At 64.7% G+C, this 23247-nt stretch carries 25 protein-coding genes and 3 tRNA genes; 10 read left to right on the top strand and 18 right to left on the bottom strand.

All coding sequences use genetic code 11. The features are described from left to right. Window positions 1-2: 2 nt before the first annotated feature. Together ACSQ3O_RS18590 and hpnC are read right to left on the bottom strand one after the other, a co-directional pair. Window positions 3-737 carry a hypothetical protein gene (locus ACSQ3O_RS18590; protein WP_436140011.1) on the bottom strand — a complete coding sequence of 245 codons (735 nt, stop codon included), beginning with the start codon at window positions 735-737 and terminating at the stop codon, window positions 3-5. 321 nt (window positions 738-1058) lie between these two features. Next, window positions 1059-1928 carry a squalene synthase HpnC gene (gene hpnC, locus ACSQ3O_RS18585; protein ID WP_436141148.1) on the bottom strand — a complete coding sequence of 290 codons (870 nt, stop codon included), beginning with the start codon at window positions 1926-1928 and terminating at the stop codon, window positions 1059-1061. 276 nt (window positions 1929-2204) lie between these two features. Here hpnC and ACSQ3O_RS18580 point away from each other — a divergent pair, with 276 nt between their 5' ends. The 10 genes from ACSQ3O_RS18580 (at window position 2205) to ACSQ3O_RS18535 (ending at window position 14653) form a co-directional block, all read left to right on the top strand. Beyond that, on the top strand, window positions 2205-3380 hold the full coding sequence (locus ACSQ3O_RS18580) for an efflux RND transporter periplasmic adaptor subunit (protein ID WP_436140010.1): 1176 nt from the start codon (window positions 2205-2207) through the stop codon (window positions 3378-3380). A gap of 9 nt (window positions 3381-3389) precedes the next feature. Beyond that, on the top strand, window positions 3390-6572 hold the full coding sequence (locus ACSQ3O_RS18575) for an efflux RND transporter permease subunit (protein WP_137748552.1): 3183 nt from the start codon (window positions 3390-3392) through the stop codon (window positions 6570-6572). Window positions 6573-6666: 94 nt separating this feature from the next. Then, a tRNA-Leu gene (locus tag ACSQ3O_RS18570) sits at window positions 6667-6753 on the top strand. A gap of 75 nt (window positions 6754-6828) precedes the next feature. After that, window positions 6829-8145 carry a trigger factor gene (gene tig, locus ACSQ3O_RS18565; protein ID WP_137748551.1) on the top strand — a complete coding sequence of 439 codons (1317 nt, stop codon included), beginning with the start codon at window positions 6829-6831 and terminating at the stop codon, window positions 8143-8145. Window positions 8146-8277: 132 nt separating this feature from the next. Next, on the top strand, window positions 8278-8886 hold the full coding sequence (clpP, locus tag ACSQ3O_RS18560) for an ATP-dependent Clp endopeptidase proteolytic subunit ClpP (RefSeq protein WP_063461792.1): 609 nt from the start codon (window positions 8278-8280) through the stop codon (window positions 8884-8886). A 102-nt stretch (window positions 8887-8988) separates the two neighbouring features. Next, window positions 8989-10254, top strand: coding sequence for an ATP-dependent Clp protease ATP-binding subunit ClpX (clpX, locus tag ACSQ3O_RS18555; RefSeq protein WP_124512862.1), 1266 nt, complete (start codon window positions 8989-8991; stop codon window positions 10252-10254). A gap of 287 nt (window positions 10255-10541) precedes the next feature. Continuing rightward, entirely contained in the window at window positions 10542-12974 is a 2433-nt protein-coding gene (lon, locus tag ACSQ3O_RS18550) for an endopeptidase La (protein WP_436140009.1), read from the top strand. Window positions 12975-13060: 86 nt separating this feature from the next. Beyond that, window positions 13061-13136 (top strand) — tRNA-Gly (locus ACSQ3O_RS18545). A gap of 58 nt (window positions 13137-13194) precedes the next feature. Continuing rightward, a tRNA-Cys gene (locus ACSQ3O_RS18540) sits at window positions 13195-13268 on the top strand. Between the two features lie 194 nt (window positions 13269-13462). Further along, window positions 13463-14653: a tyrosine-type recombinase/integrase gene (locus ACSQ3O_RS18535; protein WP_436140008.1), complete on the top strand. Its 1191-nt coding sequence runs from the start codon at window positions 13463-13465 to the stop codon at window positions 14651-14653. Here ACSQ3O_RS18535 and ACSQ3O_RS18530 read toward each other — a convergent pair whose 3' ends face one another. The 16 genes from ACSQ3O_RS18530 to ACSQ3O_RS18455 form a co-directional block, all read right to left on the bottom strand. Further along, window positions 14654-15004, bottom strand: a complete 351-nt coding sequence (locus ACSQ3O_RS18530) for a helix-turn-helix domain-containing protein (RefSeq protein WP_436140007.1) — start codon at window positions 15002-15004, stop codon at window positions 14654-14656. Further along, a complete protein-coding gene (locus ACSQ3O_RS18525; RefSeq protein ID WP_436140006.1) occupies window positions 15001-15198 on the bottom strand; it encodes a hypothetical protein in 198 nt (65 codons plus the stop codon). The genes ACSQ3O_RS18530 and ACSQ3O_RS18525 overlap by 4 nt, the downstream gene beginning before the upstream one ends. After that, window positions 15195-15839: a hypothetical protein gene (locus ACSQ3O_RS18520; protein ID WP_436140005.1), complete on the bottom strand. Its 645-nt coding sequence runs from the start codon at window positions 15837-15839 to the stop codon at window positions 15195-15197. The genes ACSQ3O_RS18525 and ACSQ3O_RS18520 overlap by 4 nt, the downstream gene beginning before the upstream one ends. Window positions 15840-15849: 10 nt before the next feature. Next, the gene (locus tag ACSQ3O_RS18515; protein ID WP_436140004.1) at window positions 15850-16350 is read right to left on the bottom strand and encodes a hypothetical protein; all 501 of its coding nucleotides are present in this window, start codon (window positions 16348-16350) and stop codon (window positions 15850-15852) included. After that, a complete protein-coding gene (locus tag ACSQ3O_RS18510) occupies window positions 16347-16613 on the bottom strand; it encodes a hypothetical protein (protein ID WP_436140003.1) in 267 nt (88 codons plus the stop codon). The genes ACSQ3O_RS18515 and ACSQ3O_RS18510 overlap by 4 nt, the downstream gene beginning before the upstream one ends. A gap of 245 nt (window positions 16614-16858) precedes the next feature. Then, window positions 16859-17257 carry an ASCH domain-containing protein gene (locus ACSQ3O_RS18505; protein ID WP_436140002.1) on the bottom strand — a complete coding sequence of 133 codons (399 nt, stop codon included), beginning with the start codon at window positions 17255-17257 and terminating at the stop codon, window positions 16859-16861. Next, window positions 17254-17511, bottom strand: a complete 258-nt coding sequence (locus tag ACSQ3O_RS18500) for a hypothetical protein (RefSeq protein WP_436140001.1) — start codon at window positions 17509-17511, stop codon at window positions 17254-17256. The genes ACSQ3O_RS18505 and ACSQ3O_RS18500 overlap by 4 nt, the downstream gene beginning before the upstream one ends. After that, complete coding sequence (locus ACSQ3O_RS18495) at window positions 17508-19847, bottom strand: ParB/RepB/Spo0J family partition protein (protein WP_436140000.1); 2340 nt, start codon at window positions 19845-19847, stop codon at window positions 17508-17510. Before ACSQ3O_RS18495 ends, ACSQ3O_RS18500 begins: the two co-directional genes overlap by 4 nt. A 5-nt stretch (window positions 19848-19852) precedes the next feature. Further along, entirely contained in the window at window positions 19853-20218 is a 366-nt protein-coding gene (locus ACSQ3O_RS18490; RefSeq protein WP_436139999.1) for a hypothetical protein, read from the bottom strand. Beyond that, window positions 20215-20529, bottom strand: coding sequence for a hypothetical protein (locus ACSQ3O_RS18485; protein WP_436139998.1), 315 nt, complete (start codon window positions 20527-20529; stop codon window positions 20215-20217). The genes ACSQ3O_RS18490 and ACSQ3O_RS18485 overlap by 4 nt, the downstream gene beginning before the upstream one ends. Continuing rightward, window positions 20526-20849, bottom strand: coding sequence for a hypothetical protein (locus tag ACSQ3O_RS18480; RefSeq protein WP_436139997.1), 324 nt, complete (start codon window positions 20847-20849; stop codon window positions 20526-20528). The genes ACSQ3O_RS18485 and ACSQ3O_RS18480 overlap by 4 nt, the downstream gene beginning before the upstream one ends. A gap of 9 nt (window positions 20850-20858) precedes the next feature. Further along, entirely contained in the window at window positions 20859-21011 is a 153-nt protein-coding gene (locus ACSQ3O_RS18475; protein ID WP_436139996.1) for a hypothetical protein, read from the bottom strand. Then, a complete protein-coding gene (locus ACSQ3O_RS18470) occupies window positions 21008-21139 on the bottom strand; it encodes a hypothetical protein (protein ID WP_436139995.1) in 132 nt (43 codons plus the stop codon). Before ACSQ3O_RS18470 ends, ACSQ3O_RS18475 begins: the two co-directional genes overlap by 4 nt. Next, on the bottom strand, window positions 21136-21687 hold the full coding sequence (locus ACSQ3O_RS18465) for a hypothetical protein (protein ID WP_436139994.1): 552 nt from the start codon (window positions 21685-21687) through the stop codon (window positions 21136-21138). The genes ACSQ3O_RS18470 and ACSQ3O_RS18465 overlap by 4 nt, the downstream gene beginning before the upstream one ends. After that, on the bottom strand, window positions 21684-22148 hold the full coding sequence (locus ACSQ3O_RS18460; protein ID WP_436139993.1) for a DUF7673 family protein: 465 nt from the start codon (window positions 22146-22148) through the stop codon (window positions 21684-21686). Before ACSQ3O_RS18460 ends, ACSQ3O_RS18465 begins: the two co-directional genes overlap by 4 nt. A gap of 556 nt (window positions 22149-22704) precedes the next feature. After that, window positions 22705-23226 carry a hypothetical protein gene (locus ACSQ3O_RS18455; protein WP_436139992.1) on the bottom strand — a complete coding sequence of 174 codons (522 nt, stop codon included), beginning with the start codon at window positions 23224-23226 and terminating at the stop codon, window positions 22705-22707. Window positions 23227-23247: the final 21 nt, after the last annotated feature.

Here is a 23247-nt window from a genome sequence, read left to right as displayed (position 1 = left end):
TCTTAGCGCAGTGGTTTGGCCGATGGGTGTGGGCGGACTGGCGGCCGGGTAGGCTGCGACAGGTGCGATTTCAGTGCGTAGGTGGCCACGATCAGTGCCAGCCAGCCCAGCAGGACATCCCAGAACCCCATGACCAGCCACACGGGCGCCAGCAGGGGGCCTGCGAGGGGGAGGACGTACAGGGAGAGGCGGGGTGTCCAGAATCCGGGGGCTCTCATGCAGGGCGATGAGAAGGGGTCAAAGGTGCCGGGCGAGCAGCCCAGGCTTTCGAGGATGGTGCGCGCGGTCTGGTTGCCCACGATGGGCAGGCCCAGCGCAAAGATGAACATGATGAAGCCCGCCAGCAACAGCCAGAACAGGCCGCCCACGCTCCAGCGCAGCACATCTGCCGGGTGGGCGCGGCCCGGGCGAGGCAGCAGGGCCGCCGCGGCGGTGGGGTTGCGGTCCGCCCAGCGCGCGGCATACAGCGCCAGCCCCCACACCAGCAGCAGCGCCCAGAAGTTGCGCAGCAGCACAAAGGGGTAGTCCACGATGCTGCCGGCCGACAGAAACGGGGCCAGCCGCAGCGCGATGGGGTTGGTGAGGGATGAGCAGGTGCTCAGCGCCGGGTTGGTGTGGGGCTGGCATGCGAGCACATCCAGCACCCGCTCTGCGGCCACGCCCCCGACGATGGAAAACACCAGGCAGAAAAGGATGAGCCCCCACTGCAGGGTCTTGAAGAGATGTCTGGCAGTCAACGGAAGGCCCTCCTGGCAAGCCACGGGTACTGGCTTGCGGACATTGTTGTCTTTGTTGTTGTGTTCCGGAACTGGTAAGACCCGGGCGGCTGGCCGCATGGGGCGCAAGACTAGCGCGCTGTAAAGAGGACGCCATGCGCGCTATCCCTGCCCCGCCCGTGGCCAGCCTGCTGCCCGCTATCCGGCGCAGACAGTCAATTGCTCACAAATTGATAGCTTTTAAGGCAATATGGATGCGCGGAGAGGCCCATTTTTGCCTCAAGTTCACAGCCAGAGCGCGCGCCGATGTCAGCGCGCCTTGTGGCCCATGAATCTTTCTTCTTACATCACCAGTGCGCGGCCCAGCATCACTAGCCAGTCCCAGGCGTGCAGGCGCGGGCGGGTGTGCAGGCTGCCGCCCTTGAGGGCCTCGACCTTGTCGAGGATGCGCAGGCCGCCCTGCACCACCAGGCGCAGCTCCCAGCCCGCGCGGCCGGGCAGGCGGTGCACCAGGGGCGCGCCGCTCTCCATGGTGGTGCGAGCCCAGTCGGCGCAATCGGCGATCAGGCGTGCGTTCTCGCGCGTGCTTTGCAGGGCCAGCAGTTCGGCCTGACAGGCGCCATGGGCAGCGCAGTCGGCGCGCGGCAGGTAGTGGCGGTGGCGGGGGATGTCCACCGACAGGTCCTGCCAGAAGTTGATGAGCTGCAGTGCGGTGCAGATCGCGTCGCTTTGCTGCAGCGCCTGCGCGTCGTGCACGCCATACAGGTGCAGCAGCAGGCGCCCCACGGGGTTGGCCGAGCGGCGGCAGTAGTCCAGCAGCTCAGCGCGGTCGGCGTAGCCTTCGGCATCGCGGGTTTTTTCCACATCCTGGGCGAAGGCGCTGAGCAGGTCTTCGAGCAGCGGCACCGGCAAACGGTGGCTGCGCACCACGCCTTGCAGCGGCAGGAACACATCCGCCCAGCGGGGCGAGGGTGCCTGCCCCTGCGCAATCGCGTGCAGGTCGGCCAGGTAGGCGGCCAGGTCGGCCAGGCGGGCGGCGGGTGTGGCATCGCCTTCATCGGCGATGTCGTCGGCCGTGCGGGCAAAGGCGTAGATGGCGGCAATCGGCTGGCGCAGGTGGGGCGGGCACAGCAGGGACGCCACGGGGAAATTCTCGTAGTGCGTCACGGGCGCGGCCAGGGCTGCGGCGGGTGCAGGCGCGGCGGTGGCCATGGCAGCCGTGGCTGCGGGGGCGGCTGCATGGGGGGCTGCAGGGGAAGCTGCCGAGGGGGGAGGGCTGGAGCGGTCGTTCACACCCCGGATTGTCGCTTGACAAGGTGGGGGCGCTTCTCATAGATTACTAACCGGTCAGTCAGTAATCAAAAAGCCATTCCATTCAGGGACAAGGAGGCTGGCCCCCGCCCCGTTGCAGCGCAGGTCGCAAGGCCTGTGCTGTGCGTGCGGTTCCGTCGCTCTTTCCTTGTGGCCCTTTTTTTCACCGGATTTCCCATGCGCACACCCTCCGCTTTGCGGCCCCTCCAACGGCACTCCCGGTTCTTGCTGGTGCTGGCCACCGCTTCTTTGCTGGCCGCCTGTTCGCGCCCCGCGCCGCCCGAGGAGCCTGTGCGCTCCGTCAAGCTGCTCACGGTGGGGGTGGGCGCGCTGCAGTCCAGTCTGGAGTATTCGGGCGAGGTGCGAGCGCGGGTCGAGTCGCGCCTGGGCTTTCGGGTGGCAGGCAAGATCGTCAAGCGCCAGGCCGAGCTGGGCCAGCATGTGAAGGCGGGCCAGGTGCTTGCGCAGCTGGACCCGAAGGACTACCAGCTCGCGACCGACGCAGCGCGTGCGCAGCTGGCATCTGCCACCACGCAGCGTGACCTGGCGGCGGCGGACCTCAAGCGTTACCAGACCCTGAAAGACCAGAACTTCATCAGCGGCGCCGAGCTGGAGCGCCGCGAAGCCACGCTGAAAGCCGCGCAGGCTACGCTGGACCAGGCGCGTGCGCAGCTCTCGTCGCAGGGCAACCAGGCGGCCTACACCACGCTGGTGGCCGATGTGTCGGGCGTGGTCACGGGCATTGACGCCGAGCCCGGCCAGGTGGTGGCAGCGGGCGCGCCCGTGGTGCGCATTGCACAGGATGGTCCGCGCGATGTGGTGTTTGCCGTGCCCGAGGACAAGGTGGCGCAGATTGCGCCGGATTCGGAAGTGGCGGTGCGCGGCTGGTCCGGCGGCGCCACGCTGGCGGGTCGCGTGCGCGAGGTGGCTGCCAGCGCCGATGTTGCCACGCGCACCTACCAGGTGAAGGTGGCCATCGACAGCGCAGAAGCCCCTGCGCTGGGCGCCACGGTGTACGTCACGCCCAAGGCGCTGAGCCATGCGGGCATTCCGGCCATCAAGCTGCCCACCAGCGCGCTGCGCCAGGAGGGCCAGGCCACCGCCGTGTGGGTGTACGACCCCGCCAGCAGCACAGTGAAGTCGCAGCCTGTGCAGATTGCCACGGCCGACGGCAACGAAGCCGTGGTGGCAGCGGGCCTCACGCCCGGCATGCAGGTGGTGGCGACGGGCGTGCATGTGCTCTCGCCCGGGCAGAAGGTGATGGTTTATCAGCCAAAAACGGCCTCTGCGCCTGCTGGTAAAGCGAAAGTAGCTCCTGAATTGGTAGCAAAACCAGCCTCGGCTGCCAACTAAGGGCCACGCATGTCACAACAACAACCCAAAGAGGGGTTCAACCTCTCCAAATGGGCGCTCGACCACCCGGCGCTCACCCGCTACCTCATGGTGGTGCTGATGCTGCTGGGCTTTGCGGCCTATTTCCAGCTGGGGCAGGACGAAGACCCGCCCTTCACCTTCCGCGCGATGGTGGTGCGCACCTACTGGCCCGGCGCCACGGCCCAGCAGGTGGCCGAGCAGGTCACCGACAAGATCGAGCGCACGCTGCAGGAGGTGCCTTACGCCGACAAGATCCGCAGCTATTCCAAGCCCGGCGAGTCGCAGATCATTTTCCAGATCAAGGACTCGTCCAAGCCCGGCGATGTGGCCAACGTCTGGTACACCGTGCGCAAGAAGGTGGGCGACATGCGCTACACCCTGCCGCAAGGCATCCAGGGGCCGTTCTTCAATGACGACTTTGGCGATGTGTATGGCGTGATCTATGCGCTGGAGTCCGAAGGCTTCAGCTACGCCGAACTCAAGCAGTTTGCCGACGACGCACGCCAGCAGCTGCTGCGCGTGCCCGATGTGGCCAAGGTCGAGCTGTTTGGCGTGCAGGACGAAAAGCTCTTCATCGAAATCTCGCAAAAGCGCCTGTCGCAGTTGGGCCTGGACATGAACCAGGTGCTGGCCCAGCTGGGCCAGCAGAACGCTGTGGAGAGCGCAGGTGCCATCCAGACGCCGCAAGACCAGGTGCAGGTGCGCGTGCAAGGCCAGTTCAACGCCGTGGAAGACCTGGCGGCCATGCCGATCCGGGGCCCCTCGGGGGCGCAGCTGCGCCTGGGCGATATTGCCGAAGTCAAGCGCGGCTATGTGGACCCGGCCACCGTGAAGGTGCGCCACCAGGGCCGTGAGGTGATTGCGCTGGGCGTGTCCATGGCCAAAGGCGGCGACATCATTGCGCTGGGCAAGGCGCTGCACACGGCCACCGACCGCATCGGCGGCACGCTGCCAGCGGGCGTGAAGCTCGTCAATGTGCAGGACCAGCCCAAGGCCGTGTCCACCTCGGTGAACGAGTTTGTGAAGGTGCTGATCGAGGCCGTGGTCATCGTGTTGGCGGTGAGCTTCATCAGCCTGGGCTTTCACAAGCGGCCGGGCAAGAACCCGCTGTGGAAGCGCTGGTACATCGACCCGCGCCCCGGCCTGGTGGTGGGCATCACCATCCCCATGGTGCTGGCCGTGACCTTCCTGGCCATGTGGTACTGGGGCATCGGCCTGCACAAGATCTCGCTGGGCTCGCTCATCATCGCGCTGGGCCTGCTGGTGGACGACGCCATCATTGCCGTGGAGATGATGGTGCTCAAACTCGAAGAGGGCTACGACAAGGTGCGCGCCGCCACCTTTGCCTATGAACTTACGGCCATGCCCATGCTTACGGGCACGCTGATCACGGCAGCCGGGTTCTTGCCCATTGGCCTGGCCAAGTCCACCACGGGTGAGTACACCTTTGCGATTTTTGCCGTGACGGTGATCGCGCTGGTGCTCAGCTGGATCGTGTCGGTGTACTTCGTGCCGTACCTGGGCACGCTGCTGCTCAAGGTGCCGCCGCATGTGCTGGCGGCCCAGGCCAACAAGGGCGTGACGGACGACCCGCACGAGGTGTTCGACAGCCCGTTCTACCGCACCTTCCGCCGTCTGGTGGACTGGTGCGTGCAGCACCGCTGGCTCACCATTGGCGCCACCATCCTCACCTTTGCGCTGGGCATTGTGGGCATGGGCAAGGTGCAGCAGCAGTTCTTCCCGGATTCGAGCCGGCCTGAAATCCTGGTGGACATCTGGTTCCCAGAGGGCACCTCGTTTGCGGGCAACGAAGAAGTCACCAAGCGCGTGGAGCAGCGTCTGCTGGCCGAGCCCGGTGTGACGGCCGTGAGCACGTGGGTGGGCTCGGGTGTGCCGCGTTTCTATTTGCCGCTGGACCAGGTGTTCCCGCAAAGCAACGTGTCGCAGTTCATCGTGTTGCCGCAGGACCTGAAGCTGCGCGAATCGCTGCGCGTGAAGTTGCCCGGCTTGCTGGCCGAGGAGTTCCCCGAGGTGCGCGGCCGCGTCAAGCTGCTGCCCAACGGGCCACCGGTGCCGTACCCCGTGCAGTTCCGCGTGGTGGGGCCGGACCCACTGGTGCTGCGTGAGCGTGCCGACGAGGTCAAGGCCCAGTTGCGCCAGAACCCCGACATGCGCGGCGTGAATGACAACTGGAACGAGTCCGTGAAGGTGCTGCGCCTGGAGGTGGACCAGGCCAAGGCGCGCGCACTGGGCGTCACCAGCCAGTCGATTGCCCAGGCGTCCAAGACCATCCTGTCGGGCACGCAGGTGGGGCAGTTCCGCGAGGGCGACAAGCTCATCGACATCCTGCTGCGCCAGCCGCTGGATGAGCGCAATGCCATCACCGACATCGCCAATGCCTACCTGCCCACGGCCTCGGGCAAGTCGATCCCGCTCACGCAGATCGCCAAACCCGTGTTCACGTGGGAGCCTGGCGTGATGTGGCGCGAAAACCGCGACTACGCGATCACCGTGCAGGGCGATGTGACCGAGGGCCTGCAGGGCGCAACGGTGACGGCTGCACTGCAGCCTGCGCTCAAGGATATTGAGGCGAAATGGCGTGCATCGGGCCAAGGGGCGTACCGCATCGAGGTGGCGGGGGCCGTTGAGGAAAGCTCCAAGGGCTCGGCGTCGATTGCGGCGGGTATCCCGGTGATGCTCTTCCTCACTTTCACGCTGCTGATGCTGCAGTTGCACAGCTTCAGCCGCGCGATGCTCGTCTTCCTGACCGGGCCGCTGGGCCTGGCGGGTGTAGCGGCGGCGCTGCTGGTGCTGAACCGGCCCTTCGGGTTTGTGGCGTTGCTTGGCGTGATTGCGCTCATGGGCATGATCCAGCGCAACTCCGTGATCCTGATCGACCAGATCGAGCAGGACCGTGCGCGCGGCGTGCCGGCCTGGGATGCGATCGTGGAATCGGCCGTGCGCCGCCTGCGCCCCATCGTGCTCACGGCTGCAGCGGCGGTGCTGGCCATGATCCCGCTGTCGCGCAGTGTGTTCTGGGGCCCGATGGCCGTGGCCATTATGGGCGGGCTCATCGTGGCCACGGTGCTCACGCTGCTGGCGCTGCCCGCGATGTATGCCGCCTGGTTCCGGGTCAAACGGCCCGCGCCGGAGGTTCTTGGAGGGGTTTGATTCCCACCCAGCCCGCATCAGGGTAAAATAGAAGGTTGACCGATTTCACGCAGGCGGCAGCTGAGGTTGCCGCCTGTTTGTTTGTTGTAGAACCGCGCGGGTGGCGAAATTGGTAGACGCACCAGGTTTAGGTCCTGACGCCAGCAATGGTGTGGGGGTTCGAGTCCCCCCCCGCGCACCACCCATGTGAGACTTTGCGGAACACGGCGCTGCTGCGCTGCAGCCAGCACGATCCACATTCATAAGAGGAATAGCCATGGCCGTTACTGTTGAAACCCTTGAGAAGCTCGAGCGCAAGATCACGCTGAGCGTGCCCGTCACCCTGATCCAGTCCGAAGTCGATACGCGCCTCAAGCGCCTGGCTCGCACCGTGAAGATGGACGGCTTCCGTCCAGGCAAGGTCCCCATGAACGTGGTGGCCCAGCGTTATGGCTACTCGGTGCAGTACGAAGTGCTCAACGACAAGGTCGGTGAAGCCTTTGCCGTGGCTGCCAACGAAGCCAACCTGCGTGTTGCCGGCCAGCCCCGCATCACCGAAAAGGAAGGCGCTCCTGAAGGCCAGGTCACGTTCGACGCCATCTTCGAAGTGTTCCCTGAAGTCAAGATCGCCGACCTGTCGGACGCCGAAGTTGAGAAGCTGTCGTCCGAAGTGACCGACTCCGCCATCGACAAGACCATCGACATCCTGCGCAAGCAGCGCCGCAGCTTTGCCCAGCGTGCCATCGACGCCGCTGCGCAAGACAGCGACCGCGTGACCGTGGACTTCGAAGGCAAGATCGACGGTGAACCCTTTGACGGCGGCAAGGCCGAAGACTTCCAGTTCCTGGTCGGCGAAGGCCAGATGCTCAAGGAATTCGAAGACGCAGTGCGCGGCATGAAGTCGGGCGAAAGTAAGACCTTCCCTCTGGCGTTCCCTGCCGAATACCATGGCAAGGACGTGGCTGGCAAGACCGCCGACTTCCTCGTGACCGTGAAGAAGATCGAAGCCGCCCACCTTCCCGAAGTGAACGACGCCCTGGCCAAGTCGCTGGGCATCGCCGACGGTTCTGTGGATGGCCTGCGCGCCGACATCAAGAAGAACCTGGAGCGTGAAGTCAAGTTCCGTCTGCTGGCCCGCAACAAGCAAGCCGTGATGGACGCCCTGGTGGCCAAGGCCGAGCTGGACCTGCCCAACGCCAGCATCCAGGCTGAAATTGCCCGCCTGCTGGAAGGCGCCCGTGCCGAGCTGAAGCAACGCGGCATCAAGGACGCCGACAAGGCTGAAATCCCTGAAGACGTGTTCCGTCCCCAGGCCGAGCGCCGCGTGCGTCTGGGCCTGGTGCTGGCCGAACTGGTGCGTGCCAACGAACTGCAGGCTAAGCCCGAGCAGCTCAAGGCCCACATCGACGAGCTGGCCGCCAGCTACGAGAAGCCTGAAGACGTGGTGCGCTGGTACTTCGGCGACCGTCAGCGTCTGGCCGAAGTCGAAGCCGTTGTGATTGAAAACAACGTGACTGAATTCGTGCTGAGCAAGGCCAAGGTGGTCGAGAAGGCTGTCTCGTTCGACGACCTGATGGCGCAGCAGCAGGGCTGATAGGCCCTGGCCTCACCGGCTGGCGGCGTGGCTGCTGGTTCGGTGATCGAACTGCCACACCAGGGGGCTTGTGCTTTTGTGCACAAGCCCCAATTCATTTCTGGGTACAGTACCTGCTTGACTGGAGAAAACATGAGTGCATTGGAAACACAAGGCCTGGGCATGGTCCCCATGGTCATCGAGCAGTCGGGCCGTGGCGAACGGTCCTATGACATCTACTCGCGCCTGCTCAAGGAGCGCGTGATTTTCCTGGTCGGGCCGGTCAACGACCAGACCGCCAATCTGGTGGTGGCGCAGCTGCTGTTTCTGGAGAGCGAAAACCCCGACAAGGACATTTCGTTCTACATCAACTCTCCCGGCGGTTCGGTGAGCGCGGGCATGGCGATTTTTGACACCATGAACTTCATCAAGCCCGATGTCTCGACGCTGTGTACGGGCATGGCGGCCAGCATGGGCGCCTTCCTGCTGGCGGCTGGCGCCAAGGGCAAGCGTTTTGCGCTGCCCAACTCCAAGGTCATGATCCACCAGCCCCTGGGCGGCATGCAAGGCCAGGCCACCGAGATCGAGATCCACGCGCGCGAAATCCTGAAGACCCGCGAGCAACTCAACAACATCCTGGCTGAGCGCACGGGCCAATCGCTGGAGAAGATCCAGCGCGACACCGAACGTGACTACTTCCTGTCGGCGGATGAGGCCAAGGAATACGGCCTGGTGGACCAGGTGATCAGCAAGCGCTCCTGATCGCCAGAGGCTCACACAGCGGCGTTTTCCCTCGGGGAAGACGCCGTTTTTTATTTGGTTATCATCCCGACAACTTTCCGTACGTAACAAGGCATTGCCCCCATGGCCGAGAAAAAAGGCTCTTCCAGCGAAAAAACCCTCTACTGCTCTTTTTGCGGCAAAAGCCAGCACGAAGTGAAGAAGCTGATCGCTGGCCCGTCGGTCTTTATCTGCGACGAGTGCATTGACCTGTGCAACGAGATCATTCGTGACGAGCTTCCGGCCGGAGATCTGGCCCGCGAAGGCCGCAGCGACCTGCCCACGCCGGTGGAGATCAAGACCAACCTCGACAACTACGTGATTGGCCAGGAAGTGGCCAAGCGCACGCTGGCGGTGGCGGTGTACAACCACTACAAGCGCTTGCGCCACAAGGACAAGGCCCACAAGGACGACGTGGAGCTGTCCAAGAGCAACATCCTGCTGATCGGCCCCACGGGCTCGGGCAAGACGCTGTTGGCCCAGACCCTGGCGCGCATGCTGGACGTGCCCTTCGTGATGGCCGATGCCACCACGCTGACGGAGGCGGGCTACGTGGGCGAGGACGTGGAGAACATCGTCCAGAAGCTGCTGCAAAGCTGCAACTACGAAGTCGAGCGCGCCCAGCGCGGCATTGTCTACATCGACGAGATCGACAAGATCTCGCGCAAGTCCGACAACCCGAGCATCACGCGCGACGTGTCCGGCGAGGGCGTGCAGCAGGCGCTGCTCAAGCTCATCGAAGGCACCATGGCCAGCGTGCCACCCCAGGGTGGGCGCAAGCACCCGAACCAGGACTTTTTGCAGATCGATACGACCAACATCCTGTTCATTTGCGGCGGTGCGTTTGCGGGCCTGGAAAAGGTCATCGAGAACCGTACCGAAGCGTCGGGCATCGGCTTTGGTGCATCGGTCAAGAGCAAGAAGCAGCGCTCGCTGACCGAAGTGTTCACCGAGATTGAACCCGAGGATCTGATCAAGTTCGGCCTCATCCCCGAACTGGTGGGCCGCATGCCCGTGGTGACGGCGCTGGCCGAACTGAGCGAGGACGCCCTGGTGCAGATCCTGACCGAGCCCAAGAACGCGCTCGTCAAGCAATACAGCAAGCTGTTGTCGATGGAAGGTGTGGATCTGGAGATCCGCCCTGCGGCCCTGAAGGCCATTGCCCGCAAGGCCCTGGCTCGCAAGACCGGTGCCCGGGGGCTGCGTTCCATCCTGGAGCAATCGCTGATCGGCACGATGTTCGACCTGCCCAATACCAGCAACGTCGAAAAGGTGGTGGTGGACGAATCCACCATCGAAGAAAACAAGCCGCCGCTGCTCGTTTACCGCGAAGCGGCCAAGAAGGCCTGAGAAGGTGTGAACGAACCCGCCATGTCCGCTCGTCCCGCAAAAACGCGCCCCCTCTGCGTTGCAAATGCTCGCCATAGCCCAAGCTATGGCTGCGCTTTACGCCTTGGTGGGGCACGTTTGTGCGACCCGCTCGGTCACGCCGGGCTCATTCGCACCTTCTGAATGACCGGAGCGGGCGCCCTGTTGTCGCCCCCTGAACCATCAACCCTTGCGCCAGTACGGCTGCGCGCAAGGGTTGAAAATCCCCACATGTGGAACCACTTCCACAGAGCACTTTGAGGATTTCCATGTCCGGACATACCCCCCTGCCAGCCACCCCCATTGACCTGCCCCTGTTGCCATTGCGCGATGTGGTGGTGTTTCCCCACATGGTGATTCCGCTTTTCGTGGGCCGCCCCAAGAGCATCAAGGCCCTTGAAATGGCCATGGAGGCGGATCGCCGCATCATGCTGGTGGCCCAGAAAGCGGCAGCCAAGGATGAGCCCTCGGTGTCGGACATGTTCGACGTCGGCTGTGTCTCCACCATCCTGCAGATGCTCAAGCTGCCCGACGGCACGGTGAAGGTGCTGGTCGAGGGGCAGCAGCGCGCGCTGGTGGCCTCCATCGAGGACACCGAAACGCATTTCATGGCGACTGTTACACCGGTCGAGGCCACGCCCGAGGCCAACAAGCCCAGTGAGATCGAGGCCCTGCGCCGTGCCGTGATGCAGCAGTTTGACCAGTACGTCAAACTCAACAAGAAGATTCCGCCCGAGATCCTGACCTCGATCTCCAGCATCGATGATCCGGGCCGCCTGGCCGACACCATCGCCGCCCACCTGCCGCTCAAGCTCGAAAACAAGCAGGTGGTGCTGGACCTGTCGGATGTGAAGGCGCGCCTCGAAAACCTGTTCGAGCAACTCGACCGCGAGGTGGACATCCTCAACGTGGACAAGAAGATCCGCGGCCGTGTGAAGCGCCAGATGGAGAAGAACCAGCGCGACTTCTATCTGAACGAGCAGGTCAAGGCCATCCAGAAGGAACTTGGCGAAGGCGACGAAGGCGCCGACATCGAGGAGATCGAGAAAAAGATCAAGCTTGCGAAGATGCCCGCCGAAGCGCGCAAGAAGGCCGATGCCGAGCTCAAGAAGCTCAAGCTGATGTCGCCCATGTCGGCCGAGGCGACGGTGGTGCGCAACTACATCGACGTGCTCACGGCGCTGCCCTGGAGCAAGAAGACCAAGATCAAGCATGACCTGGTGAATGCCGAGGGCGTGCTCAACGAAGACCATTACGGCCTCGACAAGGTCAAGGACCGCATCCTTGAATACCTTGCAGTGCAGCAGCGCGTGGACAAGGTGAAGGCGCCCATCCTGTGCCTGGTGGGTCCCCCGGGCGTGGGCAAGACCTCGCTGGGTCAGTCCATCGCCAAGGCCACCGGCCGCAAGTATGTGCGCATGGCCCTGGGCGGCATGCGCGACGAAGCCGAGATCCGGGGGCACCGCCGCACCTACATCGGCGCGCTGCCGGGTAAGGTGCTGCAGAGCCTGTCGAAGGTGGGCACGCGCAATCCGCTGTTCCTGCTTGATGAGATCGATAAGTTGGGCACGGATTTCCGTGGCGATCCGTCCAGCGCGCTGCTGGAGGTGCTAGACCCCGAGCAAAACCACACGTTTGGTGATCACTATGTCGAGGTGGACTTCGATCTGAGCGATGTGATGTTCGTCGCCACATCGAACTCGATGAACATTCCGCCAGCGCTGCTGGACCGGATGGAAGTGATTCGCCTGTCGGGCTACACCGAAGACGAGAAGACCAGCATCGCCATGAAGTACCTGCTGCCCAAGCAGCTCAAGAACAATGGCGTGAAGGACGAAGAACTGCTCATCACCGAGCCTGCTGTGCGTGACATGGTGCGTTACTACACGCGCGAAGCGGGTGTGCGCTCGCTGGAGCGCGAGCTGTCCAAGATCTGCCGCAAGGTGGTCAAGGGCCTGCAGCTCAAGAAGCTGGAACCCCAGGTGGTGGTGACGGCCGACAACCTTCCCGACTTTCTGGGCGTGCGCAAGTACACCTACGGCCGTGCCGAGCTGCAGAACCAGGTGGGCCAGGTGGTGGGCCTGGCATGGACCGAAGTGGGTGGCGACCTGCTGACCATCGAAGCGGCCATCATGCCTGGCAAGGGGGTGATCACGCGCACGGGTTCGCTGGGCGATGTGATGAAGGAATCCGTGGAGGCGGCGCGTACGGTGGTGCGCAGCCGCGCGCGTATTCTGGGCATCAAGGACGAAGCCTTCGAAAAGCGCGACATCCACATCCACGTGCCAGACGGTGCCACGCCCAAGGACGGCCCGAGTGCGGGTGCTGCGATGACCACCGCGTTTGTGTCGGCGCTCACGGGCATCCCTGTGCGCGGCGATGTGGCGATGACGGGTGAAATCACGCTGCGCGGTGAAGTCACCGCCATCGGGGGGCTCAAGGAAAAGCTGTTGGCTGCTTTGCGTGGCGGCATCAAGACCGTGTTGATCCCTGAGGAAAATGTGAAGGATCTGCAGGAGATCCCTGACAACGTGAAGAGCGGGCTGGAAATCGTTCCGGTGCGTTGGATCGATAAGGTGCTGGAGGTCGCACTGGAAAGCAAACCCGTGCCGCTGACGGACGAGGAAGTGGCCGTGGTTGCGCCGGCGTCGGCCGAAAAAGCGGCCGTGTCGTCGGCTGCTGCGGATGGCTTGAAACATTGACGCAAAATTTTTTGGGGAGCCCCAAAAAATGCGCTACAATTCACTCCATCGCAGCAAACGTTGTACAATGTAAGGCTTCGGTAAATGCGGGAATAGCTCAGTTGGTAGAGCGCAACCTTGCCAAGGTTGAGGTCGAGAGTTCGAGACTCTTTTCCCGCTCCAATTTCCACAAAAAGGGAAGCAAATGCTTCCCTTTTTTGTCAGGGGAATGTGAATTCCTGGCGCGGTAGCAAAGCGGTTATGCCCCGGATTGCAAATCCGGTTAGTCCGGTTCGACTCCGGACCGCGCCTCCAAAAAAAGCCAGTCGAATCAACGACTTACGAACGGACCCCAGCGGTCCGTTTTTGTTTTCCGGCTCTGGAATCGCTCCAAATCGTTCTCAACCGCGCACGATCTGCGGGAGAACCACGCATTAAGTCTCGTTTTGTCCGAGCACGCCAGTACACTCGCGGCCAATCAAACTGACGCGGGTGGAGCTGTGGCAAGTGTGAGGAAGACCCCCACGGGGCGTTATGAGCTGTGCGTGCGCAACAAGCTGTTGCCCAAACCCTTTTACCGGACCTTTGACGTTGAAGCCGAGGCGCTTGCCTTCGGTGAGCAGCTTGATCTTCTGCTGGCCGCTGGCGTGGTGCCTGCGGACCTGCTAACCCCCCAGGCCACCACACCGCAGGAAAAGCTACGCTTTGTGCTGACGGCCTGGATCAACTCGGGCCACCCGGCTAGCACCGATGTGCCGGTGCTGGAGCTGCTGGTGGGCGAGGTGGGGGATGTGAAGATCAACCACGTGACCTACCAGTGGGCAGAGTCCTGGGTGCAGTCGCTCAAGATCGAGCGCAACTTCGCGCCAGGCACGATTCGCAAGCGTGTGGGCTCGCTGTCCAGGGCGCTGGACTGGTGGCTGCGTAAGCACCCGGATGCGCTGGTGGGCAACCCGCTGAAGCTGCTGCCCCGAGGCGCCGCCAGCTACAGCGAGCGCGATGCCGAGGTGCTGGCCAAGATGGCCGAAAACGCCAAGCCAGACGAAAAAATCAAGGTGGTGAAGGAGGATGTGGTGCGCGACCGCCGCCTGCAGCCTGGCGAGCTGGATCAGATCCTGGCCGTGATCGATGGCCAGAAACGCGATGACCGCGAGCGGCCGCTGGAACTGCGCCACCAGGCGGCACTGCGCGTGCTGTTCCTGCTGATCTACAACACGGGTATGCGGCTGCGTGAGGCCTACACGTTGACGCGTGGCCAGGTGGACTTGGAGCGCCGGTCCATACGTGTGCGATCAGGCAAGCAGTGGCGAGGCAAGGTGAAGTTCAGGGATGTGCCCATGCGGCGCGAGCTGCACCAGGTGCTGCAGGACTACCTGGCCACGCTGCCAGCGGACCCGGAGGGGCTGATCTTCCCCTGGTGGAGTGGTGAGCGTACGAATGCGGAAATGGACCGGGTTTCGTCCCGGCTGTCCACGCAGTTTGAGCGGATCTTCAACTACGCGAAGTGCGAGGGCCTGACCGAGCACGATCTGCGGCACGAAGCCACCTGCCGGTGGTATGAGCTGCGCGACCCCAAGACTGGCGCCTGGGTGTTCCGTGAAGCGGAAATCGACCGAATCATGGGCTGGGCGCCTGGCAGCCGCATGGGGGCGCGCTACGCCAGCTTCCGAGCGGAAGATCTGGCGGCGCGCATTTGGTAGTTACACGCCCACCGGCAGCGCCGGTAGCGTGGGCAGGGGCTGGCGTCGGCGGCCACGCTGTGGCGACTGTGCTTTGACCACGATGACCTGCGGGGCTGAGGCTCTTGCGGCTGCGGCCGCTCGATCCTTCGCCAGCTCGGTGCGGCGGCGCTCGGCCTCCTCCAGTGCCAGCTCATTCAGGCGGCGGTAGAACGCCGGTGCGGGGATGACCCAGCGGCGGCCAAACTTGACGCCCGGCAGCTCGCCGCTGTTGAACCGCACCGCTGCGGTGTCGGTGTCGCACTGCAGGACTTCGGCGGCCTGCTCGATGGTGAGGGTGTGGCCTTCGGCCACGGGGGTGGTTCCGATCATGGTGCTGGGCCTTTCCGTGCGGCTGGTGACAGCAGGTGCGGCGGTGTGCCCGCCTGGTTATAGGTGTCCCACAGCGCCTGCCCGGTGGGGCAGCGCTGCAGCTGGCCGGGGCGGGCGCCTGCAGCCCTGCAGGTGTTGCACTGGCTGTGGTGGGCCTGATAGGCCTTGTCGGCGGTGTACCAGTCGGTGGTCATGCCGCCTTGTCCTGTTGTTCGAGCTGGGCCGCGCGCCTGGCTGCTTCCTCTCCCTGCTTCCAGCGCATGCCCATGGCTTGGGAGATGGTGTTCAGCGCCAGATCAGCTGCCACACCGCCGTGCTGCCGGGAGTCAAGGGCGAAGTAATAGTCGCGGAGGGCCTGCTCTATGGTGGCGAGTGCTGACGGCGGGAGCCATCCCAGTGCGTCGCGTGCTTCATACGTGGCCACCTTCTTGCGCAGGGCCTGCAGCTCGTGGGCGTAGTCGGTGGAGCTGGAATCTGTGAGCGACACAAGCCCGTGCTGCACGGCGTGGTGGATCACTAGCAGGGTTTCGGGCAGGTCGCGCCGATCTTGGGTGCGGTCGCTCAGGGTGCCGGTTCCCCCGATGATGCGTTTGGCCTGGGCCCGGGCGGTTGCGACGATGTCGAGCAGCTCGGTGCCCAGGCGGGCGCTGTAGTCGGCCGCGAACGGGGGCGGGCGGCGGGCTTCGCGCACCGACACGCTCATGTCGTGGTTGCCCATGGCAAGGGGCTGGTGGGGCGTGGTCTCGATGGTGACCACCACGCCGCAGCGCTGAGCCTCGGTGACCAGGTTGAGGGCTGCGCGGTGGATGGCGGTGAGGGCGGTTGGTGTGGTCATGGTTGATCCTTCAAGCGGCCATCAGGGCCAGGTCGGTTTCGGAGACGCGGACCACGTTGCCGCCGGTGCTGGCGGTGCGGGCCATGGTTTGCTGGACGATGCGGTGCAGTTCGCCTGCGCTGAGCTGCTGGAGCTGGTATTCGTGCAGATCCACGGCTGTGGCCAGGGCGTCCAGCTCGGTGAAGGCGAGTTCGGTCTGTTGCCATGCACCGGAGGTGAGGGCGCGGGCCTCGATGGCGCTGCAGGCCTGCAGGGCGCTGGCGATGTGGTCTGCCAGGCCGCGCACGATGCCGCTGTGCTCGATGGCTTCGGCGATGACCATGCTGGACTGCAGCACCTCGAACTGCAGCTGTGTGGCCACGCCTTCGCGCACGGCCTTGAGGCAGGCGCGCATGGGGCCCATGATGCTGGCCAGCTCTTCGGGCGTGTGCTTGGTGGCGCGCATCAGGGCGATGACGAAGGGGGAGCGCATTTCGCGGCGCTGGCGGGGTTTCTTGCGGCCGTGGGTCATTGTTGAGACTCTCCAAACCAGATATCGCTTGCCCGTTGGTGGGCGACATCGAAATCAGTGAATGCGCCTCTTGTGGAGCCGTCCACGTGCGTCCAGCGCGACGTTGCGGGGTCGAGCTGCTCAATAGAGACGTAGTAAAAGCCGCGCAATCTGAGGCTGTCCGCCCTGAACGGGCCGTCTTGTCGCTGGGTGATGACCAGGCGCCGGGTGTGCCCTGGGGGCACCACGTAGGTCCAGCGCGCGTCGTAGCTGTGCTGGTCCATCGCCTCCCGCCGCAGATCCTCCTTGCGCTGTGCGCAGGGCTGAGAGCGCCCATCCTTCAGCCACGGGTCATCACCGCAGGCGTTGAGACAGCCGCAGTCGTCGGCACCAGCGGCGCGGCCTACGCAAGCGCTGCCCTTTGTGCCTAGCGCCGGGGCCTTGCACCGCGTTGGGGTGGTACATGCCGCGCAGCGCTCGGGCGATGCGGCAGGAGCGCTGGGGGCGATCCTGGTTGCGCGCCGGGCCTTCATAGCACCACTCCCTGCGGCAACTTGAAGTAGCCCAGCGCGCCCTTGCAGGGCTGGAAGGGCACGGGCTCGGCGCCCTGCAGCACGTGGCCGAAGGGGCCGGTGAAGAAGGGGGATTCGTGCGCACGTGTGCACGCCACCAGGTTGGCTTTGCCGACGATGCCGCCGCGTGGCAGATCCTTGGGCGCTGGCAGCGCGTCAACGATGTGGCGCAGGCTGGGGTGGCTGAGCAGGAAGGCCACGCAGTCGTCGTAGTCATCGCGCGTCATGCCCTGGCTGGCATGGATGGCCACGGGGCCGCGCCAGAGCGTTTCCCAGGTGCGGTTTTCCACTGGCTTGTAGCCCATGGTGATGAGCCATGGCCAGGGCTGGCGGATGCTGATGGCTTTGCGGATCATCGGGCACCCCACGTATTGCGGATTCCTTGGGCCACCAGTGCTGCGCCCTGCGCCATCTTGTGCAGGGCCTTCACGATTTCACGGCTGGCCTGGTGGAACGCGCGTATCTGTTGCAGCCGCAGCTCGATGCGCTCGCAGGTGATCTTGGCGGCTGCGCGGCCGTAGATGGCGCCGATCTTGCGCAGCAAGATTTGGTTGCCGGTGCGCGCGTTCTTGGCACGGCGGATGCGGTGGCTGGTCTTGGCGCGGCTCATTTCAGTGCCTCCAGATCCTCGGCGAAGAAAGTGCCGCGCTCGGCGTGGGCCGGTGGCTTGTTGGACTCGCGGGCCTTTATGCTGGCGCCTTTCACGCCGGTGACGGTGACCGTGCGGCCGCGCCAGCTCACGGCGTCGCAGGTGTCTTTGACCATGAGCACCATGCCCGATGTGATCACCAGCGCCTCGCCCCCTTCCACTGTTGCCCCTGTCTCTGCGTCTGCACCGGCCTCACCAGCGGGCGCGGCTGCGGAGTCGGTCGCCGTTGCTTCGGTCCAGCCGTTCGGGAATGGCCACGCGACCGACGGACCTACCGGCGCGGCGCTGTTGCTGGGCGCAGCGTCACCCGCGCCACCGCCCGCAGGAGCGGGGGCGCCTTCGTTGCCATGCGCCGCAGGCGCCTGGTCCTGATTCCCTTCGGCCTCGGCCAGCGCAGCGGCGATTTGCGCAGCCGCCTCGGCCTTCGTGGTTTTGGGCGCGGTAGCGCGGGCTTGCGCAGCGGGGGTGGTTTTGCCCTTGGCCCCCTTGGCCTTGCCTCCCTCGCGCGTAGGTATAGCTTGCGCAGCGGGGTTAGGGGTAGAGGCGGTTTTCGGGGCTGCAGCTTTGACGGGCTTGGCCTGGGCTTTTGCGGCGGCGCGCAAGTTGGCAATGGCTTCGGCCAGTTCCTCCTTTTCGCGGGCGACGGCTTGGGCTTCTACATCGTGTGCATCAATGCACAGGGCGCGGGCTGCGGCTGTCACCAGGGGCGTGCCGTCGTCGTGTCCGTATCTGTAGGCGTTCTCGGTGATTACCCAGGCCAGCATGTAGTTGCGCACTTCACCGTCGCTTGCTCGGTCAATGCGGGCCGTGGCGCGGGCCTCGGTGTCCTGGTAGTTTTCGTCTTCGATGGTCTCCAGCGAGAACACCGTGTGCAGATCGTCCTGGTCCAGATCCTTGATCTTGAGCTTGAGCCACTCGCGCAGCAGCTCGGCATCTACCAGCACCTTGGCGGGCTGCGGCGATTTAAGGGCGGCTTGGGTCAACGCACTTTGCAGTGCTGTGGCGGCGGCGCGGGCTTGCCGGTGGGCGGACTGCTGCTTGAGCTGGCTGATGCGCTCTTCCAGATTGATCTGCTTTACCGTGGTCTTGAGCACGCCACGCTGCACCAGCACGGCCTCGGCCTCTTCGGTGGGCACGGCCTCGATCAGCTCCTTGGTGGTGGGGTGCTCGATGAGCACGGGCTGGGGGCCTTTGTCGCCCAGCAGCTCGCGCAGTGTTGCGCGGTCTTTCTCGTGGGTTACGTCGTGCCGGATGGTGTCCAGCCTGGTGTAGCCGTCGAGCTTGTTGCCATGGCCATCCCACGATTGCAGTTTGACGATGCCCTTGGCCTCTTTGCCATCGATCACGCGCATGCCCTTGGCCTCGGCCTGGGCACGCAAGGCGGTGCTGTGGGCGGCTTCCTTGCCGTGGTAGCAGGCGGGGTCGGTGCACAGGTCTGGGCTGTTCACATCGGCGAACAGATCGGGGTTGGCGCCGGTGCGCTTCGGGCAATCCTTGCAGCTGCCAGCGGCGGGCACCAGCTCGATGGCGGTGATGTTGAAGGGTGCGCTGTCCAGCCGCAGCATGACGTTTTGCTGCAGCCAGCCTTCAAACTCACGCACACCCATGGCGGGGTCGCCCCTGTAGCCCTTGCGCGATGCTTCGGCCAGGGCCTTGGCCTGGAGCTTGGCGTCTGGGATGCGGGCAATGCGCAGGGCGCGGCTGGCGTCGATTGCGCCATCGCGCAGGGCCTGGGTGGCTTCGGGGAACAGGTCCAGCAACTTGAGGCGCGCGTAGACATAGCTTTTGCCCTTGCTCTTGCTGTCGCCCTTGCCGATCTTTTCGGCCACCTGTTCCACGGTGAGGTGGCTGTGTTCCATCAAGGCGCGGTAGCCCTCGGCTTCCTCCAGCTCGCTCATGTCCACGCGCTGCAGGTTCTCGATGAGCTGGATCTCCAGCGCCTGGTCATCTGTCAGCTCCCGGATCATGGCGGGCACCTCGGCCACCTTGGCGAGGCGGCAGGCGCGCAGGCGGCGGGCACCGGCCACCAGTTCGTAGGCGGGCAGGGGGGCGCCCTGGCGGCGAAAGCCGAAGGTCTCGGCCAGGCGCGTGCCGGGCAGCGGCCGCAGCAGGATGGGCTGGTGCACGCCGCTGGCCTTGATGCTGTCGGCCAGCTCTTGCAGCTTGGTGGCGTCGAAGGTCTTGCGGGGGTTGGTGAGGCTCTCTTCTATGAGGGCCACCTCCACCATGCGCATCTGCGGGCCTGCGGCCGGGGTGGGCAGGGCGGTGGTTACGGTGTCGTGCTGATCGGTTGCCATAGTGCTCATCCCTTCTTTGCAAAGCTGGTGCGGCTGGGCAGGCGGAACGCGTCGGCGCTGCCTGGGCGGTAGGGGTTGGTGCGCAGCTCGGGGCAGGTGTAGGGTTTGCCGCGCTGGGTGCTGTTGCGCACCGGGGTGCAGTCGGTGGCCATCTCCAGCCGTTCGCTCTTGCGGCGGGCGAGCAGCTCGGCCTGGCTGGCCACGGGGCTGATCAGGGGCTTGCCGTGGGCCGATGTGGTGGTGGTGCCGATGGCCTGCAGGCCTGCCTGGCGCAGTGGTGCGGGCTTGGGGCGCACGATGTGCACGCTGGTTTCGTTGGGCTTGGCCAGCGTGATGCTGTCGGTGCCACGGGTGGGGCGGGCGCGGGTCATGCTGGCACCTGTGCGGTGGGGTCCAGGGGCAGGCCCATCACGCGGCGGGCCGCGCGGTGCACCTCGGGGCTGACGGCGTAGCCGTATTGGTCGGGGTTGAGCAGGTCTTGCACCAGCTCCATGGCCTTGTCGGTGCCATGCCAGTAGCGCACATCGCTGGCGCGGTGGGTGCACAGGTTGAGCAGGTCGGTGGCCAGGGCGTGGCCTGGGGTGAGGCGCTGGCCGGGGATGGGTGCGCCGCCCGTGGTGTAAACCATGACGCCGCCGCCTGGCTGGTCGATGATATGAATGGTGATGGTGTTGGAATTCATGCGAGATCTGCGCGCTCTGCGCTGGTTTGGTTGGGGTTGATCAGGTCGGCCTCGCACTCCAGGCGCTTGGCTTTGAACTTGGGGTTGATGGCCTGCAGGTCGGCCAGCTGGCCGCGCATGCGGGCTGCAAGGGCGCGGGCAGCGGTGCAGCTGGCGGTGCCCGCGTTGGGGTAGTGGTGTCTGATGCACACGGTTTGGCCGGTGGCGCGGTCTGCGATCTCCAGCTCCACCACGGGCACGCCGTGGCGGGTGAAGCGGCAGACGCTGCTGGTGACCAAGCCGCGTACCTGCAGCGTGATGGCGGTGGTTTGCGTGGGCATGGCGGGCCTCTACCAGCGGGGCAGGTTCAGGTACACCGAGGCAAAGACCGTGGCGAACACGGCCACGCACAGGGCGCCCATGCCGATGCGAGCGGCAATGCGCAGGCCCTGGTGCCGGGTGCGGCGGGTGCGCAGGCGGATGAGCTGAATGGGGGCGCTCATGGCAGCGGCCTCGCGGTGATGCGTGTGGCGCCGGGGAAGCGGTCCATGGCGTCGATGACGGCCGCGCAGGTGCTGGGGAACATGCCCGCGTAGGTGATGGCGCCCACGGTGATGGTGCAGGGAATCATTGGAAGGCCCTCGCAGCAGGTGACTTTGTGGCGTTCATCCGCAGGAAGTCGGAGCGGATGATGTCGTCCACCTTCTCGACGTTGGTCTTTGCCTCGAAAAGCAGTTCGATGGCATCTGCCCTGACTGCCTCCAGCGCAGTGAGTCGCTCACCCTTGGGGTGGAGCTGGGAAAGCGCCAGGGTGGCGGCAGCCTTGTAGTGCCGCAGCGCCCGGTTCATTCGCACGTGGATGGCGTCCGACTCTTCCTGTTGGTACTGCTTGGCCCACTCGGCGCTGAGGTGGGTAGCCTTTGCGAGGCGCTCTTGCGCGGCTGCGCACATGGCGTCCAGATCAAGCGATGGGGGTGTTGCAGGCTTGGGTTGCGGGTCCAGCGCCCACAGAGTGAATTGCGCAGTGGTGAGCTGGGTGTCGTCCAGGTCGGCCGCGCAGGTCAGCGTGACGGTGGCGATTTCATCGTGGCGCAGCCGGATGTCTGCCTTCAGCACGTTCTTTTGCGTGATGCCAAGCATGTGCAGCAGCTTGGTGTCGGTGCCTACCGTGACGCTCATGCTGCACCGCCTGCGTCCGTTGCGACCAGGCGGCGCAGCTCTGCCAGCTCTGCTGCCTTGCAGCGCTTGGGCAGACGGAGGTCATATGCCCAGATCTCCAGCTCGTGCCCCACGCTCGTGCGGCCCAGCAGGGCGTTGAGTACCTCGTGCACTTCTGCGCAGCAGTGGCCCGCGTCGGTGGCGATGGCGGTGATGGCCGCGTTCAGGTTGCCCGCATCAAGACGGCGCAGTTCCGTCAGATCCAACGGGAAGCGAGGGCCGTTGTACAGGCCCAGCAGCACCATGGCGGCGGTGTCGCCACCGCCAGTGCCAGGGTGGCGCTGTGCCAGGCGGAACAGCTGCAGGAACGCGTTGGTCTGCGTGTTGCTGTACCGCTCCAGCAGATCAGCCTCTTGTTGGCTGATTTGCCGCGTCGGGGCGGGTGTGCACACGTGTGCACTGGGGGAAGGTTGGGTTTGCATTTCGGCCCTCGTTTGGTGAACGTGGGCGAATTATGCATATGTGCGTAATTCATGCAATGCAAATTTGCATTTTTTGAATCGAGGGGGGTTGTTTTTAAGCTTTGGCTTAGTAGGGTCTTGCGGTAGGCTTGCCCTCACAACGTAGTGACGGAGGGGCGTATGGCGGGATTGCTGGGCGGGCTAAAAGGAGCTATGGGCGGAGTGCGGAGGGCACGTGCTGCTCGTGCCGCGCGAGAGGCCAGTGCTGCAGGCCAGGCTGCTAATCGTCCGCCGGTTGTTCCGGACTCTCACATGTTCTGTGCTGACTGCGGGCACCAGGGGGAGCCGGTCAGCTCTACGCCTGGCTCCATGGCCATCGAGGTGGTGCTGTGGCTGTTCTTCCTGATCCCCGGCCTGGTTTACAGTCTGTGGCGGTTGAACAAGCGCCACCCTGTTTGCTCCAGCTGCGGGAGCAGTAGCTTGATACCCCCCAACTCACCCAAGGCGGTGGCGTTGAAAAAGTCGATGGCGGGATAGGCTGGGCGCGCCTGCGCTCATGCGCGGGGGCGTACCCGATCTAAGGGGAAGCAGTAGATTTTGGCTGGCTGCCGTTTCCCGGCGCGTCCAGCAACGCTGTGATGCGATTGGCGATGAGGGCTGCATTCTCGGGATGCAGCGCTAGGTCGGCCAGCAGCGAGGCGACGGCTTTGCGTGCCGATTCGTCGTACACCTCCAGCGACTTGCCTAGGTGCAAGATGTTCTCGCGCAGGCCTGCCTTGGGCCTGATGGGGGTGGGTGCGCTTGCCACTCTGTCTGCGCCGTATGGCGCCGTCCGCTCCTCTGCCTGGTGGGTGCGGGGCGCCAGCAGTAGACGCTCTGCAATCTCTTGCGCGATGAGCGGCTGATAGAACGCCTCGATGCCTATCCCGAAGAACTTGGCGATGGGCTCCAGTGTGTCTGGGCGCGGGTTTTTCGTCTTGCCGCCCAGGTAGCGCTGGATCTGGGACTGCAGGGAGCGGTCGCGCAATGCGTCCGCGAGCGCATTCGCGTTCAGGCCGCGTTTCTCCAGCAGCAGTCTCAGCAGTTCTTTGCCTTCCATGGTCACGCAACTATGCACCAT

Origin of the sequence: Acidovorax sp. LjRoot74 (genome assembly GCF_964254355.1) — a bacterium.
GTDB lineage: Bacteria > Pseudomonadota > Gammaproteobacteria > Burkholderiales > Burkholderiaceae_C > Acidovorax.
The sequence above is the reverse complement of the archived record's forward strand: the minus strand, read 5'-3'. Positions and strand labels throughout refer to the sequence as shown.